At 54.9% G+C, this 14,161-nt stretch carries 16 protein-coding genes; 5 read left to right on the top strand and 11 right to left on the bottom strand.

Annotation, left to right across the window (positions count from 1 at the left end; all coding sequences use genetic code 11):
- Positions 1 to 10 precede the first annotated feature (10 nt).
- The gene (locus tag AAFJ72_RS09215) at positions 11 to 466 is read right to left on the bottom strand and encodes a YlbF family regulator (RefSeq protein WP_432776853.1); all 456 of its coding nucleotides are present in this window, start codon (positions 464 to 466) and stop codon (positions 11 to 13) included.
- Between the two features lie 72 nt (positions 467 to 538).
- A complete protein-coding gene (locus AAFJ72_RS09210) occupies positions 539 to 2,569 on the bottom strand; it encodes a hypothetical protein (RefSeq protein WP_432776852.1) in 2,031 nt (676 codons plus the stop codon).
- A 58-nt stretch (positions 2,570 to 2,627) separates the two neighbouring features.
- Here AAFJ72_RS09210 and AAFJ72_RS09205 point away from each other — a divergent pair, with 58 nt between their 5' ends.
- Entirely contained in the window at positions 2,628 to 2,954 is a 327-nt protein-coding gene (locus AAFJ72_RS09205; protein ID WP_432776851.1) for a protease complex subunit PrcB family protein, read from the top strand.
- Positions 2,955 to 3,051: 97 nt separating this feature from the next.
- Here the strand turns inward: AAFJ72_RS09205 and AAFJ72_RS09200 are convergent, their stop codons facing one another.
- A complete protein-coding gene (locus AAFJ72_RS09200) occupies positions 3,052 to 3,471 on the bottom strand; it encodes a hypothetical protein (RefSeq protein WP_432776850.1) in 420 nt (139 codons plus the stop codon).
- 167 nt (positions 3,472 to 3,638) lie between these two features.
- Between AAFJ72_RS09200 and AAFJ72_RS09195 the strand changes: the two genes are divergently transcribed.
- Positions 3,639 to 5,306 carry a ribonuclease J gene (locus tag AAFJ72_RS09195; RefSeq protein ID WP_432777169.1) on the top strand — a complete coding sequence of 556 codons (1,668 nt, stop codon included), beginning with the start codon at positions 3,639 to 3,641 and terminating at the stop codon, positions 5,304 to 5,306.
- A gap of 54 nt (positions 5,307 to 5,360) precedes the next feature.
- Here AAFJ72_RS09195 and AAFJ72_RS09190 read toward each other — a convergent pair whose 3' ends face one another.
- The 6 genes from AAFJ72_RS09190 to AAFJ72_RS09165 form a co-directional block, all read right to left on the bottom strand.
- Complete coding sequence (locus AAFJ72_RS09190; protein ID WP_122904059.1) at positions 5,361 to 5,930, bottom strand: manganese catalase family protein; 570 nt, start codon at positions 5,928 to 5,930, stop codon at positions 5,361 to 5,363.
- 14 nt (positions 5,931 to 5,944) lie between these two features.
- Entirely contained in the window at positions 5,945 to 6,214 is a 270-nt protein-coding gene (locus AAFJ72_RS09185) for a spore coat protein CotJB (protein ID WP_122904058.1), read from the bottom strand.
- Positions 6,204 to 6,440 carry a spore coat associated protein CotJA gene (locus AAFJ72_RS09180; protein ID WP_122904057.1) on the bottom strand — a complete coding sequence of 79 codons (237 nt, stop codon included), beginning with the start codon at positions 6,438 to 6,440 and terminating at the stop codon, positions 6,204 to 6,206. The genes AAFJ72_RS09185 and AAFJ72_RS09180 overlap by 11 nt, the downstream gene beginning before the upstream one ends.
- 185 nt (positions 6,441 to 6,625) lie before the next feature.
- Entirely contained in the window at positions 6,626 to 7,354 is a 729-nt protein-coding gene (locus AAFJ72_RS09175; RefSeq protein ID WP_432776849.1) for a thermonuclease family protein, read from the bottom strand.
- Between the two features lie 354 nt (positions 7,355 to 7,708).
- Positions 7,709 to 8,761 carry a MerR family transcriptional regulator gene (locus tag AAFJ72_RS09170; protein WP_432776848.1) on the bottom strand — a complete coding sequence of 351 codons (1,053 nt, stop codon included), beginning with the start codon at positions 8,759 to 8,761 and terminating at the stop codon, positions 7,709 to 7,711.
- A gap of 134 nt (positions 8,762 to 8,895) precedes the next feature.
- Positions 8,896 to 9,336 (bottom strand): CBS domain-containing protein, encoded by a 441-nt coding sequence (locus AAFJ72_RS09165; RefSeq protein WP_432776847.1) that lies wholly within the window; start codon positions 9,334 to 9,336, stop codon positions 8,896 to 8,898.
- 176 nt (positions 9,337 to 9,512) lie between these two features.
- On the opposite strand from AAFJ72_RS09165, the gene AAFJ72_RS09160 reads away from it, so the two are divergent.
- On the top strand, positions 9,513 to 9,857 hold the full coding sequence (locus tag AAFJ72_RS09160; protein WP_122904053.1) for a YugN family protein: 345 nt from the start codon (positions 9,513 to 9,515) through the stop codon (positions 9,855 to 9,857).
- A 70-nt stretch (positions 9,858 to 9,927) separates the two neighbouring features.
- Entirely contained in the window at positions 9,928 to 11,097 is a 1,170-nt protein-coding gene (gene ftsW / locus AAFJ72_RS09155; RefSeq protein WP_432776846.1) for a putative lipid II flippase FtsW, read from the top strand.
- 57 nt (positions 11,098 to 11,154) lie between these two features.
- Here the strand turns inward: ftsW and AAFJ72_RS09150 are convergent, their stop codons facing one another.
- Together AAFJ72_RS09150 and AAFJ72_RS09145 are read right to left on the bottom strand one after the other, a co-directional pair.
- Complete coding sequence (locus AAFJ72_RS09150) at positions 11,155 to 11,490, bottom strand: Asp23/Gls24 family envelope stress response protein (RefSeq protein ID WP_122904051.1); 336 nt, start codon at positions 11,488 to 11,490, stop codon at positions 11,155 to 11,157.
- A gap of 72 nt (positions 11,491 to 11,562) precedes the next feature.
- Positions 11,563 to 13,191 carry a thiamine pyrophosphate-binding protein gene (locus AAFJ72_RS09145; RefSeq protein ID WP_432776845.1) on the bottom strand — a complete coding sequence of 543 codons (1,629 nt, stop codon included), beginning with the start codon at positions 13,189 to 13,191 and terminating at the stop codon, positions 11,563 to 11,565.
- Positions 13,192 to 13,341: 150 nt separating this feature from the next.
- Here AAFJ72_RS09145 and sleB point away from each other — a divergent pair, with 150 nt between their 5' ends.
- Entirely contained in the window at positions 13,342 to 14,100 is a 759-nt protein-coding gene (gene sleB / locus AAFJ72_RS09140; protein WP_432776844.1) for a spore cortex-lytic enzyme, read from the top strand.
- The last annotated feature ends 61 nt before the right edge of the window (positions 14,101 to 14,161 follow it).

Below are 14,161 nucleotides of genomic sequence, written 5' to 3'. Positions count from 1 at the left end.
CGCTTGCGGATCAGGACGACTTTTTCACACTGCAACCGCAGCTTCCGCCCGTGCCGCAGCCGCTTCCCCGCGCTTCGAGAAACGGGTTGTTGCTCGGCACCTTGATCGTGTCGGAGACAGAATGGGCGATCGTTTTGCTGACCTGGTAGAGCAGCTCATCCAGCGCGTCTTCTGCCCGCTTGAAGGCTTGCACGGAATCCCGCAGCTCAATCGTCCGCTTCAGCTCGCGAACTTCTTTTGATATATGGTTGTAATCGGGATGGTACTTCCCGAACCGTTGGACATCCTCGTACTGTTCTTTTTTCTTTTCGAACAGTAGCAGGAGGCGCTGCACTTCCTCGTCTGCCTCCATTCGCCGCTTGGCCTCCAGGTATTCCAAGACCTCGCGCGACTGGTTAATCATCGTGGACAGCTCGTGCGACTCCATAATCAGCTGTGCCATGTCTACAGTCTCTACTGCTTCCATAGAGCGAGACCCCCTTTCACACTAAAGGCATAAAGCTTTTAGTCCTCCCTGATTGTACCACGATCCACACCCTTAGTACAGATAGTCAGGCACGACAATGCGCACTCGGCTGATCTCGTCAAGCCTGTAGGGGCGCTTTCCATGCGGCCCGCTGATGGTGACGAGCCAGTAGCCCATTTCCAGCTTGACGTCGACGGGCAGGCCGCGCAGCTTGTCCTGGTTTGTGAGCTGAACATCCACCTCCAGTTGAAGTTCGGCCGCCCGTTTCAACAAATCGCGCAGTGACTGCGGGTGATACGATTGGAAGTGCTGCGTCCACATCTTCGGGAGCGTCGCCAATTGCGGCATGGCCTCACTCTGTGCAGGAAACGTATTTTCGATCGCGTACCCGTCCCACGGACGCTCGATGACAAGCAGCCCTCTGCCGGACTCGCGCTCGTCCTCGTTCGTTTCCTGCACTTCCGCAGACTCCGTGTGCATGAGCACATGCGGCTCGTAGCCGTAATGCCGGAGCAACTCGATCAGCTGCCTTTTTTGCGCGAGCGGGATGAAAAACTCCGTCGGCGAAAGCGCATGCTGCAAAAAGGGCTGAAAGTCGGGGATTTGTCGCCATTCCTCCACAAATCCGGCATGTGCGGTCCTGACGCGGAAAAACGGCTCCAACTGTATTTGCGTCGCCGTCTTCGCCCAATGCCCGATGATTTCTACAAGGCTCTCCGGCAATGGATGGGCGCAGCCGACGCGCAGCATTTCTACGACCAGCTCTTCACTGCCGCCGGAAGCCAGATACTGTTGCAGCAGCCTCGCCTGCAATTCGCCGCGAATGAGCTCGCCGTCAAAACGAAGCTGGCAAAACCCGCTGATCTCCCACACATCCCGCAACGGGACGAGCGGCGGAATCGTAAGCGCTCCCGTCGGATCCACAAACCAGCCTTCCTCCTGAGTCAGGTGCGGCAAGCTGTTCCACCGCCAGAAAAGGCGTTTTTGCTCATCTGCTCCCAGTTGCACCCACCCAAGCCCGAGCAGCACGTGAAGCCACTGCTCCACAAGCAGCCTGTCCGCTTCTTGCGGCAAGGCAAAGCCCGCTGTCTCTAGCATGCGCAATTGGCTGTCAACACAACACCATTGATCGAGTGGAACCTGTCTCATCATCTGGGCAAACGCATCCCACCAATCACCGTGCGGCAAAAGCTGCTCACAAACGAGCTGATACAGCTCTTCCCACCGCTCAGGCGCTGACTTGTTCAGCCAGCGCTTGATCTGGAAGGAATCAGTCACCATGCTCTTTTCCTCGCGCACCACGAGCCCGAGCCGAAACGCGAGATCGAGAACGATTGTCAGCGCAAGCCCTTCCCTTGGCTCTTTGTCCAGCGGGGAAAGGGTAACGCCCTGCACATGTTCATCTGTAATCGACAGCAAGGGAACCATTTTTTGCATGACGCGGCGGTGAATGCTTCCTTTTTGCGTCACAGGCACCTGATTGTCCCTGATGTACAGCAGAAGCCCAAAAAGATCCAGATCTATCCCCCTGCCGGCTGATATATAATAAGGGAGCGTTTTGGGCAAGGAAACATACGCCGCGGATACGTCCGGCAGCAGTTGCAGCGTCAACTGCTCACGAACTTCCTGCGGCATCACATAGCCGATTTCACTCCACATTTTGCGTACAGTCAAAATCAGTCCCAGTCGGCGCAGCTTTGTCAGTCCGACGGACAAGTGCCTGTGTTCTTTTGCCGTTTCGCGTTCCCAGGAACGCTTGCTGAAAAATCCTCTCGTCGCCTTGGTAATGAACAGCTTGATAACCGTTCGTTCCAGTTCATCCGCCTGTGCCCACACCTGCTGCAAAAAGCGGGAATCCGCCAGCCTGGACGCCAGATCCTGCTCTTCTTGTTCCATGCAAAACCGCTTTTGCTGTTCGTTCAGAATCGCTTGTCGCGTTGCATCGGACAGGTATTCCAGCGAATCCTTCACACGCACTCCTGTCACCTCAGTTTTTATGATCTCATCACGATTACTTTTGCCAAATGGAGGGAGAATGATGATGAATATATTCCCTGGCTTGTTGCTCGCTGCTTCGCTCTGTGTCACTGGCGCTTCTTCCATGTCTCTACCACATCCTACCGCATCTGCGCCTTCAGGAAAAGAGGTGGTCCCGTCCGCTGTGGAGGCCGTACCATACGAGGCTGTCGCCGCTCCATATCCACCTGCCGTCACAGAAGCGCTGAAAAAAGTGCGAAAAAGCGGCGGACATACCGTCGTGCGCGCAAACGGCAAAGCGTATGTGGTGATTGGCGCCGGACAAAAGCCGACCGGCGGCTATCGCATCGTCACCGATCAGGTCAAACGGACAGGCCCGCACGCCTTTTCCGTTCGCGTCCACGTGCAGCCGCCTGCTCCGGGCGCATTGAAAACACAGGCAATCTCGTACCCGACGCTCGTCATCGCCTTGCCGGACCAGCAGGCACAAGTGAGCGTGCAGATGCGCTAGCCGTTTGTGTACACGATAAAAGCCGACATGGCGAGTGCCAGCCAATGGCGCTTCCCTGTCGGCTTTTTCTATGGAATCCAATCGAATTTGGCAACGATCAAGGCTTGACCTCGATGCTGAAGCGCTCGGATACCCCATATGATTCATGGTTATTGTGAGCCAGTTCGACCGTGATCTCGTGCTTGCCACTTGGAATGTCTTTTACGACATAGGTTGGTTCAAACACTTTTGCGATCTTTTTTCCATCCAGGTACAGGTGAACGTGGCCCTCGCCGTGCCTGTTTTCTTTCCCCATGTTTTCCAGGGAAAACTGGAAGTTCGTCACGGCCAGCTTGAGCTGCAGGTCATCCTGCTCAAGCAAGTACGTGACTTTGAGTGTAGGCGCTTCCTGATGCGCCTCTGCCTGTTCGACAGCCACATTCGTCTGCGCATCGTCCTTGGAGTAGACGAACCACTCGACAACCGCAGCAATCGCGATCAACAGGAACAAGCGGAATATCAATCGTTTGGTTTTCACCGGGACGGCTCCTTTCCAAATTCAGTCATCCCACATTGTGCCCGTTTGCTCCCGTTCTCATTCACGCTGCCGCGAGGCTCCCCGCCTGGTGTCCATACATAATCCTTCCTTCCCGCGCAAAAAGTAACCCATATACCACATGGTTTGCGGGAGGTCATTGGTTCGTGATGAGCACACAAAACGGCACGCTCTCCATCTTTGCGCTGGGAGGCGTCTATGAAATCGGCAAAAACATGTACGGCATTCAGTATGGCGACGACATTGTCCTGATCGACTGCGGCTCCAAGTTTCCCGATGAGAGCTTTTTGGGTATTGACTTAATCATCCCCGACATTACCTATTTGCTGGAAAACCATGACAAAGTACGCGGCTTGATCGTCACGCACGGGCATGAGGACCACATCGGAGGCATCCCGTATTTTCTCAAGCAACTGAACGTCCCCGTCTACGGCACGCGCCTGACACTCGGGCTGATTGAAATCAAGCTGAAAGAACACGGCTTGCTGCAGCAGGCAGAGCTTGTGCAAATCGACCGCAACTCCAGGCTCGCCCTGGGCGCGATGACGGCCAGCTTTTTTCAGACGAATCACAGCATTCCTGATTGCCTTGGCGTCGTTTTCGACACACCGGAAGGCAAAGTGGTACATACCGGGGATTTCAAGTTTGATTTGACCCCCGTTCACAAACAGACGCCCGATTTGCACAAAATGGCCGCGATCGGGCAAAGCGGCGTGCTCGTCCTGCTGTCGGAAAGCACGAATGCCGAGCGCCCTGGCTTCACTCCTTCGGAAAAGCTGGTCGGCGACCATTTGCGCGAGGCGTTTGCGCGGGCCAAACGGAAAATTTTCGTCTCCACCTTTGCCTCCAATGTGTATCGGCTGCAACAGGTCATTGATGCCGCCCATCTGAACAACCGCGTCCTGGTGCTGCTTGGACGCAGCATGGTCAATGTCGTTCAGATCGCCCAGGAGCAAGGCTATCTGCACATTCCGGAAGGCATGCTGGTCGATACAGAAGAAGCAAACGAGCTTCCGCCGGAGCGCGTCGCCATTTTGTGCACGGGAAGCCAGGGGGAACCGATGGCCGCTTTGGCCCGGTTATCGACAGGAGGATTTCGCAGCATCAAGGTGGAGGCAGGCGACACGGTTATCCTCAGCGCCTCGCCCATTCCCGGCAACGAGCGAAATGTAGCGCGGATCGTCGACAATTTGTTCATTCTCGGGGCAAACGTGGTCTATGGCTCGGGCACGGGCATGCACGTCTCCGGCCACGGCAGCCAGGAAGAACTGAAGCTGATGCTCACGTTGATGAAGCCGAAATTTTTCATCCCGATACACGGCGAGTACCGGATGCTGCACCAGCACCGTCTGCTTGCCGAACAACTCGGCATGGAGCCGGACGCGATTTTTCTCATCAATAACGGCGACGTGGTGGACTTCAAGGATGGGGCCGTCGTACAGGAACGAACCATTCAGGCCGGAAATACGCTGGTTGACGGCTTTGGCATCGGCGACGTCGGCACGGTCATTTTGCGCGACCGCAAGCATCTGTCTGAGGACGGCATTCTCGTCGTGGTCGTCACGCGCGACAAAACAGACGGCAAAATCATTTCCGGTCCTGACCTCATCTCACGCGGGTTTGTGTACGGCCCCGATTCGGAAGGGCTGATTGACGAGGCGACACAGATCGCAGCAACCGCGCTTGAAGGTTTGCAGGGTGAGAGAATCACCCAGTGGAATCGCATGAAGCAAGCGCTGCGCGAGTCGATCGGACGGTTTTTGTACGCGAAAACAAAGCGCAGGCCGATGATTTTGCCGATCATTATGGATGTGTAACACAAAAAGAGAGCGCCAAGGCTCTCTTTTTGCTTGTAAGGATGGGGCGGCCCGTTAAAAAATCGTCTTGCGGCCCTGATCTTCCTTCAAAATTTCCACCGCTTCCCGGAAGCGCAACGAGTGGACGATTTCCCGCTCGCGCAAAAACTTCAGGCTGTCCTGCAGGTCGACGTCGTCCGTCATGTCGATTAGCCATTGATACGTGGCCCGCGCTTTTTCCTCTGCGGCAATATCCTCATACAGATCAGCAATCGGATCGCCCTTGGCGGCAATATAGGCTGCTGTCCACGGCACCCCTTCCGCATTGTGGTAAAAAAGCGCCCGGTCATGGTTGGCGTAATGCCCGCCAAGTCCCGCTTCCTCCAACTCTTCGACCGTTGCGTCCTTCGTCAGTTTGTAAACCATCGTCGCAATCATTTCCAGATGGGCAAACTCTTCGGTCGCAATGTCTGTCAAAAGCCCAATGACTTTGTTCGGAATCGTGTAACGTTGGTTCATGTAGCGGAGGGCCGCTGACAGCTCGCCATCGGCACCGCCGTATTGCTCAATCAAGTATTTGGCCATTTTCACATCGCACTTGCTTACACGGACCGGGTATTGCAGCTTTTTCTCATAGATCCACATCGTCTACTTCCCCCTCACACTTGCCATGGCCAAGGCTCGTCGTTCCACTGCCACGGGTATCCGGAATAACTCCGCCCGAGATTTTGCAAGGGGCCGTAATGCTTTTCGTACTCATTTGCCAAGGCCCAGCGCTTTTCTGTCAGATCGTTGAATTGCTCAATGGCGTTGCTATCGGTTGGATGCGTATCCAGATACAGATTGAGCTCAACCAGGGCAAAATCAATCGCCTGCAATTGCTCTAACAGTGCGTAATACTCTTTGCCTCGCTGATGTTCAGATGCCATGGGAACCCTCTCTTCCTGTGTAATCTTGCTGCGGGTTGTACGGACCGTACAGGGACGGCCACAATGTGCCTGCCCGCAATGCCTCGGCCGGGGAATACTGAGGCAGGTCGGGACGCTGGAATGTGATAAACAAGTTCGGAGGAACCACGTATGTTTTTACCCGGATCGGCGGACAAGGATCGAATGGGCTGACATAAGGAAACCAGGTACGTGTTTGCGCGTTCAAACAGAAAGCCTCCTCCATGTGCATATTTCTCGTTCGTCATGGATACCATATGCCGCCCACCCGGCAAGCGTGATAAGTGTCCCGCATGAAAAAAAGAAAGCCTCTTTTCATCCAACACGCAGATGAAAAGAGGCCCAGCAGATGCCTGGCGCACGTCTGGACGCGACTTCCCGCCAGACACCCTCTTATCGCTTCGGAGCGCGAAATCCGGCTGCTTGCGCCTCTTCCTCCGTTGCGAACCACATCTCAGCCTTTGTCTGCTCATAGCTGGCCGAGCCGGGGACGTGATAAATTTTCTCGCCTTTGGAGTTAATGTTGCCTTTGATCGCTTTGCCTTCCGGCGGCGTTTCACTGCCCGCAGATTTGGCGGGCTTTGCTTTTGTCTTGTCCGCTTCCTTGTCAGCTTGCTTTTTGCCCGTGTCCTTGCTGTTTGCATCCAGCCCCCACAGCCCGCGATTGGCTTCACGTGCTTCGCGCTCCGCTGCCAGGAATACGTCAGCCATGGCGACATTCGGCGGGATCGTCATGATGCGCGCGTAGCCATCGCGCACTAGCTTTTCATTGACAAACGTCCCGTCTTCCAGATACACATAAGCGAGCAGCCGCTTGTATTTGTCGTACGGCTCCACGTCAAACTTGAGTGTCACTTGTTTTCCTGTCAAAAGCTCTTTGGTGTAGTTGCTCGCTTCCTTGCCGTATGGCTCGACCGGATGGTTAGGCTTGACCGTCTCCGGCGTATCGATTCCAATCATCCTCACCTTTTCGCCGCTCGCAAGCTCAAACGTATCGCCGTCAACCACCCGTTTGACCGTAGCGGTCATTTCCCCGTTTGCCTGGGGCTGTCCCGAAGTGGTGCAGGCAGCCAGCAAAAGCGCCAGAGCGAGCAAGTATGGTGCGAGTGCGATTCGTTTCATGGTTTCTTCTCCTCTTCTTCGTTGCATTGACTTTCAGACTTTCAGGTTAGTAAAAGAAAGAGGGAAGGTCAATAGGCCGACAGTAAGTTCCTTGGGGCGTTTGGCCAAAGCCGAAAAAAACGACCTTCCACGAGGTCGTTTTGTCTATACGTCCAGACTTAGTCACGATCGGCGCTAAACAAGAACAGCAGAACGACCACGACGATGATGATCCACAGCAGCTCCTCGTTATCGCGATCAAAAAAGCCATCGAACAGACCCATAGTGGAGTCCTCCTTTCCTTCTCGCTACAGCCTATGCAAAAGGCTAGGCATAGGTCCATCATCGGAAGAGCCCAAAGTACAGGAATGTTCTTTAATTTAGCCTGGCGACAATCAGATGCGTGTACGTCGTAATCTGTCGCGCCTTCACGGCGAACCCGAGCGCAACCAACTCTCGCAAAAGCCTCGAACGATCGGCGTAAAAACGGTCGGCGATTTGCCTGATTGTCTCTTCCTTGCCATCCCGGACAAGCGCGGCGATATGTGCCTGTCTTGCGACTTCGTCCTCGAACATCAGATCCGCAATCACCAGACGTCCTCCGGGCTTTAGCACCCGGCGGCATTCAGCCAGAGCGAGCAGCTTCTGGTCGTCGTCGAGATGGTGCAGCGCATAGCTCGTCGCTACAAAATCAAAGCGATCCTCCAGAAAGGGAAAGGCAAAAAAGGTGCCCAGCTTCGTCTCCATCCCCGGCAGCTTGCTCCGGCAGCGTTTCAGCATTTGCGGCGACTGGTCGAAGCCGCTCATGTTTGCCCCCTGAGAGACGAGACGGCTCGCGAGGTTGCCCGTGCCAGTGCCTGCGTCCAGCCCGCTTTCGCCTTTCACGGGGCCAAGCGCGGCGACGACTTCATCCAGCACCTGCTCATACGATTGATGCGCGGCATTCGGGCATTCTGACTGCCGCTTTACCCACTCGTCGTAGCCGTCTGCAATCTGGTTGAAATTCCAGCGATCCACCCAGTTGTCGCGGGTCTGCCGCAGCCGTTTGTTCGCTTCCGCCAGCTCGTACAGCTCACCAGGGTCGATCGTCTGGCTGTTGCCGATGCGCTCGATCATCGCCTCCGTCGTCTGGATGACCTTGGCCATCTCCACCCATCTCGTGTACATGAAGGAGCGCTGCAACTCCAGGTAATGCAACAAGGTGTCTTCGTGCTCCTGCATCTGCGCGAGCAACTCACGAATATCGTCGATCGACATACCGACCTCGCGCAGCGTAATAATCGTCTGCAGCCGCCAGACATCTTCTTCCGTAAACTGGCGATACCCGGATTCATCTGCCTTCGCCGGCTTTATCAGCCCCTTTTCTTCATAATAGCGAATGGCTCTCGGCGTAATTTGCAGTCTTTGCGCCATATCCTTAATCAGCATGCGTGTCTCTCCCTGTCAACTTCTTATCGGTATCATATACCTTCCCGTTGCGTCAATGTACAGCGAAAAAAGGAAAAAGCTGCCCGTCGCGCTTTTGGGCAGCTTTTCCTGCGTACTTTTCAGTTGGGCAAGCGTTAGTGGCGAGCTGGCTCGGAAATCTCCTGGAGCGCATCGCTCGCCTCGTCGTGGTGCACCTGGCGGATCGCCATGTCAGCGAGGGCGACAATCCCGACCAGTTTGCCATTTTCCACAACTGGCAGGCGACGGATCTGGTGCTGGGCCATGATCTTCGCCGCTTCATCGACAGTCATGTCCGGTCGACCGAGAATGATGTCTTTTGTCATGACCACTTCGGTTGCCGTAGAACCTTCATGTTTTTCCGCAAGTCCGCGAATGACAATATCCCGGTCGGTGATGATCCCGATCACATCGTTCTTTTCATCGACGACCGGAATGACTCCGACGTTCCAGTCACGCATTTTGCAAGCGACTTCGTAGACGTTATCCTTAAGCGTCACCGTTGCGACATCTTTGGTCATAATCTCGCGCAGGGTGCGATTTTCCACTTTGGCCATTTTCTTTTCCTCCTTTTCCTGATGAACGGTTGTAGTGTGTCCTATCTGCCATGTTTTCATTCGGGAGGAAAGGGCATGATAAGATCGCAAGCGAAATGGAGTTATGCATTGCGCTTCTACCAAAAACAGACTATCATTAATAAGTGAAAATCTCACCAGTTGTAGGAGGAAAAACAATGGTTATCAAGGACACTGGGCTTAGCACGAAAGAGGTCTTTTTCGCCGATCTGGAGCATTACATGAGCGAGCTTGGCTTTGATCGTGGCGCCTGGGATTACAATCACGCTACATACGATTATAAAATCCAAGATAAAGGAAACGTTTTCTACCTTCGCATTCAAGCGAACGTGATCGAAGGCAAGCTGGAAGACTCCCATGCTGTCCTGAAGCTGGAAGATCCGTACATGGGCAAACACCTTTTCCCGCACGGACTGGATTACGACTATCCAATGCCGGAATCCGTTGTGAAAACAGCAAAGCTCAAGCTGCAGATGCTCGGAGAAAAGCTGTCCTCGCACTAATTCCAAATGAGAACGTACTGCGTTACAGAGAGGCATCCCCTCTCTGTTTCACGTAGAAGGGGGTATTACCGTGAAGACTAGGGGCGTACCTGACTTCCTGCTCCTGTTTTTGACCGCCCTGATTGTCGGGTTTGGTATTACCATGGTGCTGAGCGCAAGCTCCATTTTCGCCCTGACCAGCTTCACCAGCAATGGTTGCTCCTATTGCAACGGGGACGAGCTCTATTTCGTGAAGCGGCAAATCCGCTTCCTGCTGATCGGAATCGTCTGCATGCTGGTCGCCATGAATATTCCCTTCTCCTTTTACAAGCGCAATTTTTTGCTGATTGCGTTAGGAAGCTTCATCATGCTTGTACTCGTGTTGATTCCGGGAATCGGCGATTACACGAAAGGAGCGCGTTCGTGGTTCAAAATCGGTTCAGCCAGCCTGCAGCCCGCAGAGTTTGCCAAGCTTGGCCTGATTTTGTACCTGGCAGCGATTATGGCGAAAAAAGGAGAGGGAGTGCGAAAGCTCAAGTCAGGCTTGCTTCCCCCGCTCATGGTTACAGGTTTGTTCTTTCTCCTGATTGTGGTGCAGCCCGATCTTGGGTCAGCCGCCATTCTTCTCGGGAGCGCCTTGATCGTGATGATCTGCGGCGGTGCGAAACTCCGTCACCTGATTGGCCTTGGCGGTCCGGTCGTGACCATCGCTTTCCTCGGCTATATCGCGTTAAAGCCGCATGCCTTGAGCCGAATCGACTCCTACCTCAATCCGTGGAATGATCCGGGCGGATCCGGATACAACATCATTCAGTCGTGGATTGCCATCGCCCACGGAGGATTTTCCGGGACGGGCTTCGGGAAAAGTATTCAAAAGTATTTGTACTTGCCCGAGATGCATACCGACTTTATTTTCGCCATCATTACGGAGGAACTCGGATTTATCGGGGCAAGCCTGTTCCTGCTGGTCTACCTGCTGTTTCTGTTGCGCGGCATCCATATCTGTCTGCGCGTCAAGGACACGTTTGCCAGTCTGGCGGGAATCGGGGTCGTCAGCATGATTGGCCTGCAAGCGATCTTGAACATCGGCGGCGTTACAGGACTGATTCCGCTGACGGGCGTACCGCTTCCGTTCATCAGCTACGGCGGTTCTTCCCTGCTTGTTTGTCTGATCTCCACAGGCTTTTTACTGAGTGTATCGCGCGAGGTCAGCCGTCAAAAGCTGGAGGAGCAACTCAAAAAGCAGCCGTACTCCATGTAATGGATCGCTTCGCACTCACCAGGCAAAAAAACGACCTGCCGATGGCGCAGGTCGTTTTCATTTGCCAAGATCAATTGTCTCTACTCGCACGTTGACCGCTTCTACATACAGTCCGGTCATGTTTTCGACGGCTTCTTTCACCTTTTCCTGCAACAGATGGCACACGCGATGAATTGGCGTTCCGTAGCGCACGGATACACGCATGTCGACGACGACTCTGCCCTCTGTGATCGCTACCGTGATGCCTTTTGCCCCGCCGTTCAGCTTTTTCGCCAAGTCCTGATACAGCCCACCCGAGCGCACCGCAACCTCCGGCACTTCCTCCACAGCTACGGCTGCAATGACCGCAATCACTTGATCGGCCACTCTGATCTCACCAAGTCTTTCCGCCATCAGGGTTCCCTCCTCTTCGACCGTATCCTGTCTGTCCCCCTTTTATCTGAGTTTTCTTTCATTATAAACAACTCATGCTTGGGCTTGGAAGGGAATTTGTTTTTTTCTCTCGATTAATGTCGGAGCGGTACAATGGATGTCTAGCAATGTCAAACGATTGCCCGCGAGTGCTTGCCGCAAAACAGGCTCCAAAGCCGACTCCGCACGCACCACATGGGAATCTGCCCCGCACGCCTTGGCCCACAGCGCAAAATCCGGGTTGTGCAGATGCACGCCAAACGGCTGAAACCCTTCCTGCTTCATTTTCAGCTCTTCCAGCCCCAGCGTCCGGTTGTTTACGACCACAACCGTAATCGCTGCCTGATGTTCGGCTGCCGTCATCAGTTCTGCAAGACTCATTTGCAGGCCGCCGTCACCTGTCACGCAGACAACTTGCCTGTCAGGAAAAGCGAGCTTGGCACTAATCGCGGCTGGCAGGGCGAAGCCCATCGTGCGCCACTTCCCGGAAAAGAGCGGCCATTGCCTGCTTGCGCGAAACACGCGATTGAACCAGATCGTATGCTCGCCGGTATCGAGAACCACGATAGCATCGTCGGCCACGACCTGACCCAATGTGTGCATCAACACTTCCGGCCTCACTGCTTCCGCAAGCGACTGGGACTGACTGCTCCCCGCAGGTTCCGCCAAAAAACGGGCATGCCAGGTCTCTACACTCTTCTCCCAGGCATCGCCTGGCGTCCGCGCTTTTAACCGCTGGCTCCACAACGGCAATACATCCAGCAGATCGGCCGTGACAGGCAAAAGCCGGGCATGGGCATGCATGGACGCGGCAGCATGATCGACCTGAATGATCGGCAACTGCTTCGGAATGAACTCCTGCGGAAACCAGCTCGCGCCCAAAATGACGAGCAAATCGGCCTTCTCCAGCGCTTGCAGGGCTGCTTCGCTGCCACCTTCGCCCAGGCCGCCGAGCACCAGCCGATGCGACTCGTCGATGGCTCCTTTTGCCCCCAGCGACAGCAAAATTCCCGCGCCCAACTGCTCCGCGAGCCGAAGACACATAGCCGCTGCGGGACGCGCTCCCGTGCCCATCAGGATCAGCGGCGCTTTGGCACGCATGATTTGCTCGGCAGCGGATTCGATCTCCATCCGGTCGCCGAGAACGCGCGGGATGCGCGGCATCTGCGGAAGCACCGCCGCTTTTGTTTTTTGGGCAAACACATCCTTGCAAATCGCCAGATGCGCCACTCCTTTTTGCTGGGCAGCCGAAACAAAAGCGCGATGCAAAACCTCTCCCACGGCGTCCGGATGGCTAACCGTTGCCTGGTAGACGCTGATCGGACGAATCATGTCTTCCTGGGCGACAAACTGCTTGTAGGTGCCACCCAGCTTGTGCGTCTCGACCTGTCCCGTAATGGCGATGACGGGGGCGCGGTCTGTATGTGCATCCGCCAGCCCATTCAGCAAATGGACGAAGCCGGGTCCCATCGTCGCTGTGCACACGCCCGGCTTGCCCGTCAGCTTCGCCTCTGCGCTTGCCATCATGGCTGCCGCTGCTTCGTGTCGGCATGATATGTACTGAATCTCCGTCTGTTTCCCCAATGCATCCAACCAGGCAAAAATGCCATCCCCTGCCACGCCATAGATGCGTTTGACACCCCACGCAGCCAGTTGTTTCGTCAAATATTGCGCCACGATCATCTTGTCGTCCTCCCTTTTTTGTCTGTAGACATGAAAAAGTCAATGGTAGTGTGCGCAATCTCCAACATTTTACTAGGACGTTGTGTGGAAAGTTGGAGAACCTAACCATTACCAGCAGCTGATTAGCACTACTTCAAAGGAGGGGAAAAAATGAAACAGCCTGTGAAATGGCTGATCGCACTAACAGCAATCGCGCTCGTTGCCGCGATCGTGATTTCTCCCATGCGCTCCGATGCTTTCAGTCAGCAGATCGTCAAGGTGGGCGCAGAGGGGAGCGACGTCCGTGAAATGCAATACCGCCTGAAACACCTTGGATTTTATACCGGACCCGTTGACGGGGTCTTCGGCTGGCGTTCGTACTGGGCGTTGCGCAACTTCCAGTACGAGTTCGGCCTGCCTGTAGACGGCGTGCTCGGGGCAAAAACGAAAGTGAAGCTGTACAATGCCACGAAAAACTACAAGCCAACTGCCGCAGACCTCGGCGTGTCGCCATCCGCTCCCAGCGCACCCGCGCCGGGCCAAGCGAAAAAGCAAACGTACCACACCGCCAACGTGTCGGCCAACGACATCAAGTTGATGGCAAACGCGGTATACGGGGAAGCCCGTGGCGAGCCGTACATCGGGCAAGTAGCGGTTGCCGCGGTCATTTTGAACCGGACGAAAAACCCTGCCTTCCCAAACACGCCCGCAGGGGTGATCTTCGAGCCGCGTGCTTTTACCGCTGTAGCAGACGGGCAAATTTGGCTGGAGCCAAACGAGCAGTCCAAAAAGGCGGTCAACGACGCCTTGAAAGGCTGGGACCCGACCGGAGGGGCGATCTACTACTTCAACCCGGATACGGCCACATCCGGCTGGATCTGGAGTCGTCCGCAAATCAAAAAGATCGGCCGACATATTTTCTGCCGATAAGCTGGGCAAAAAAGAACAGGCACAACAGTCGAGCGGACTGCGTGCCTGTTTCCGTTTTCCT

The sequence above is a fragment of the Brevibacillus gelatini genome, from assembly GCF_050920745.1.
In the GTDB taxonomy this organism is placed as follows: domain Bacteria; phylum Bacillota; class Bacilli; order Brevibacillales; family Brevibacillaceae; genus Brevibacillus; species Brevibacillus gelatini.
This window is presented reverse-complemented; position numbering and strand designations above follow the sequence as displayed.

Excerpts from the sequence above, each read along its gene's own strand:
- AAFJ72_RS09175 (WP_432776849.1), bottom strand. The coding sequence starts at position 7,354 with ATGAAACGAATCGCACTCGCACCATACTTGCTCGCTCTGGCGCTTTTG.
- AAFJ72_RS09185 (WP_122904058.1), bottom strand. The coding sequence starts at position 6,214 with ATGGCATCTGAACATCAGCGAGGCAAAGAGTATTACGCACTGTTAGAG.
- AAFJ72_RS09215 (WP_432776853.1), bottom strand. The coding sequence starts at position 466 with ATGGAAGCAGTAGAGACTGTAGACATGGCACAGCTGATTATGGAGTCG.
- AAFJ72_RS09190 (WP_122904059.1), bottom strand. The coding sequence starts at position 5,930 with ATGTGGATCTATGAGAAAAAGCTGCAATACCCGGTCCGTGTAAGCAAG.
- AAFJ72_RS09210 (WP_432776852.1), bottom strand. The coding sequence starts at position 2,569 with ATGGAAGAAGCGCCAGTGACACAGAGCGAAGCAGCGAGCAACAAGCCA.
- AAFJ72_RS09195 (WP_432777169.1), top strand. The coding sequence starts at position 3,639 with ATGAGCACACAAAACGGCACGCTCTCCATCTTTGCGCTGGGAGGCGTC.
- AAFJ72_RS09165 (WP_432776847.1), bottom strand. The coding sequence starts at position 9,336 with ATGGCCAAAGTGGAAAATCGCACCCTGCGCGAGATTATGACCAAAGAT.
- AAFJ72_RS09150 (WP_122904051.1), bottom strand. The coding sequence starts at position 11,490 with ATGGCGGAAAGACTTGGTGAGATCAGAGTGGCCGATCAAGTGATTGCG.
- AAFJ72_RS09145 (WP_432776845.1), bottom strand. The coding sequence starts at position 13,191 with ATGATCGTGGCGCAATATTTGACGAAACAACTGGCTGCGTGGGGTGTC.
- sleB (WP_432776844.1), top strand. The coding sequence starts at position 13,342 with ATGAAACAGCCTGTGAAATGGCTGATCGCACTAACAGCAATCGCGCTC.
- AAFJ72_RS09170 (WP_432776848.1), bottom strand. The coding sequence starts at position 8,761 with ATGCTGATTAAGGATATGGCGCAAAGACTGCAAATTACGCCGAGAGCC.
- AAFJ72_RS09160 (WP_122904053.1), top strand. The coding sequence starts at position 9,513 with ATGGTTATCAAGGACACTGGGCTTAGCACGAAAGAGGTCTTTTTCGCC.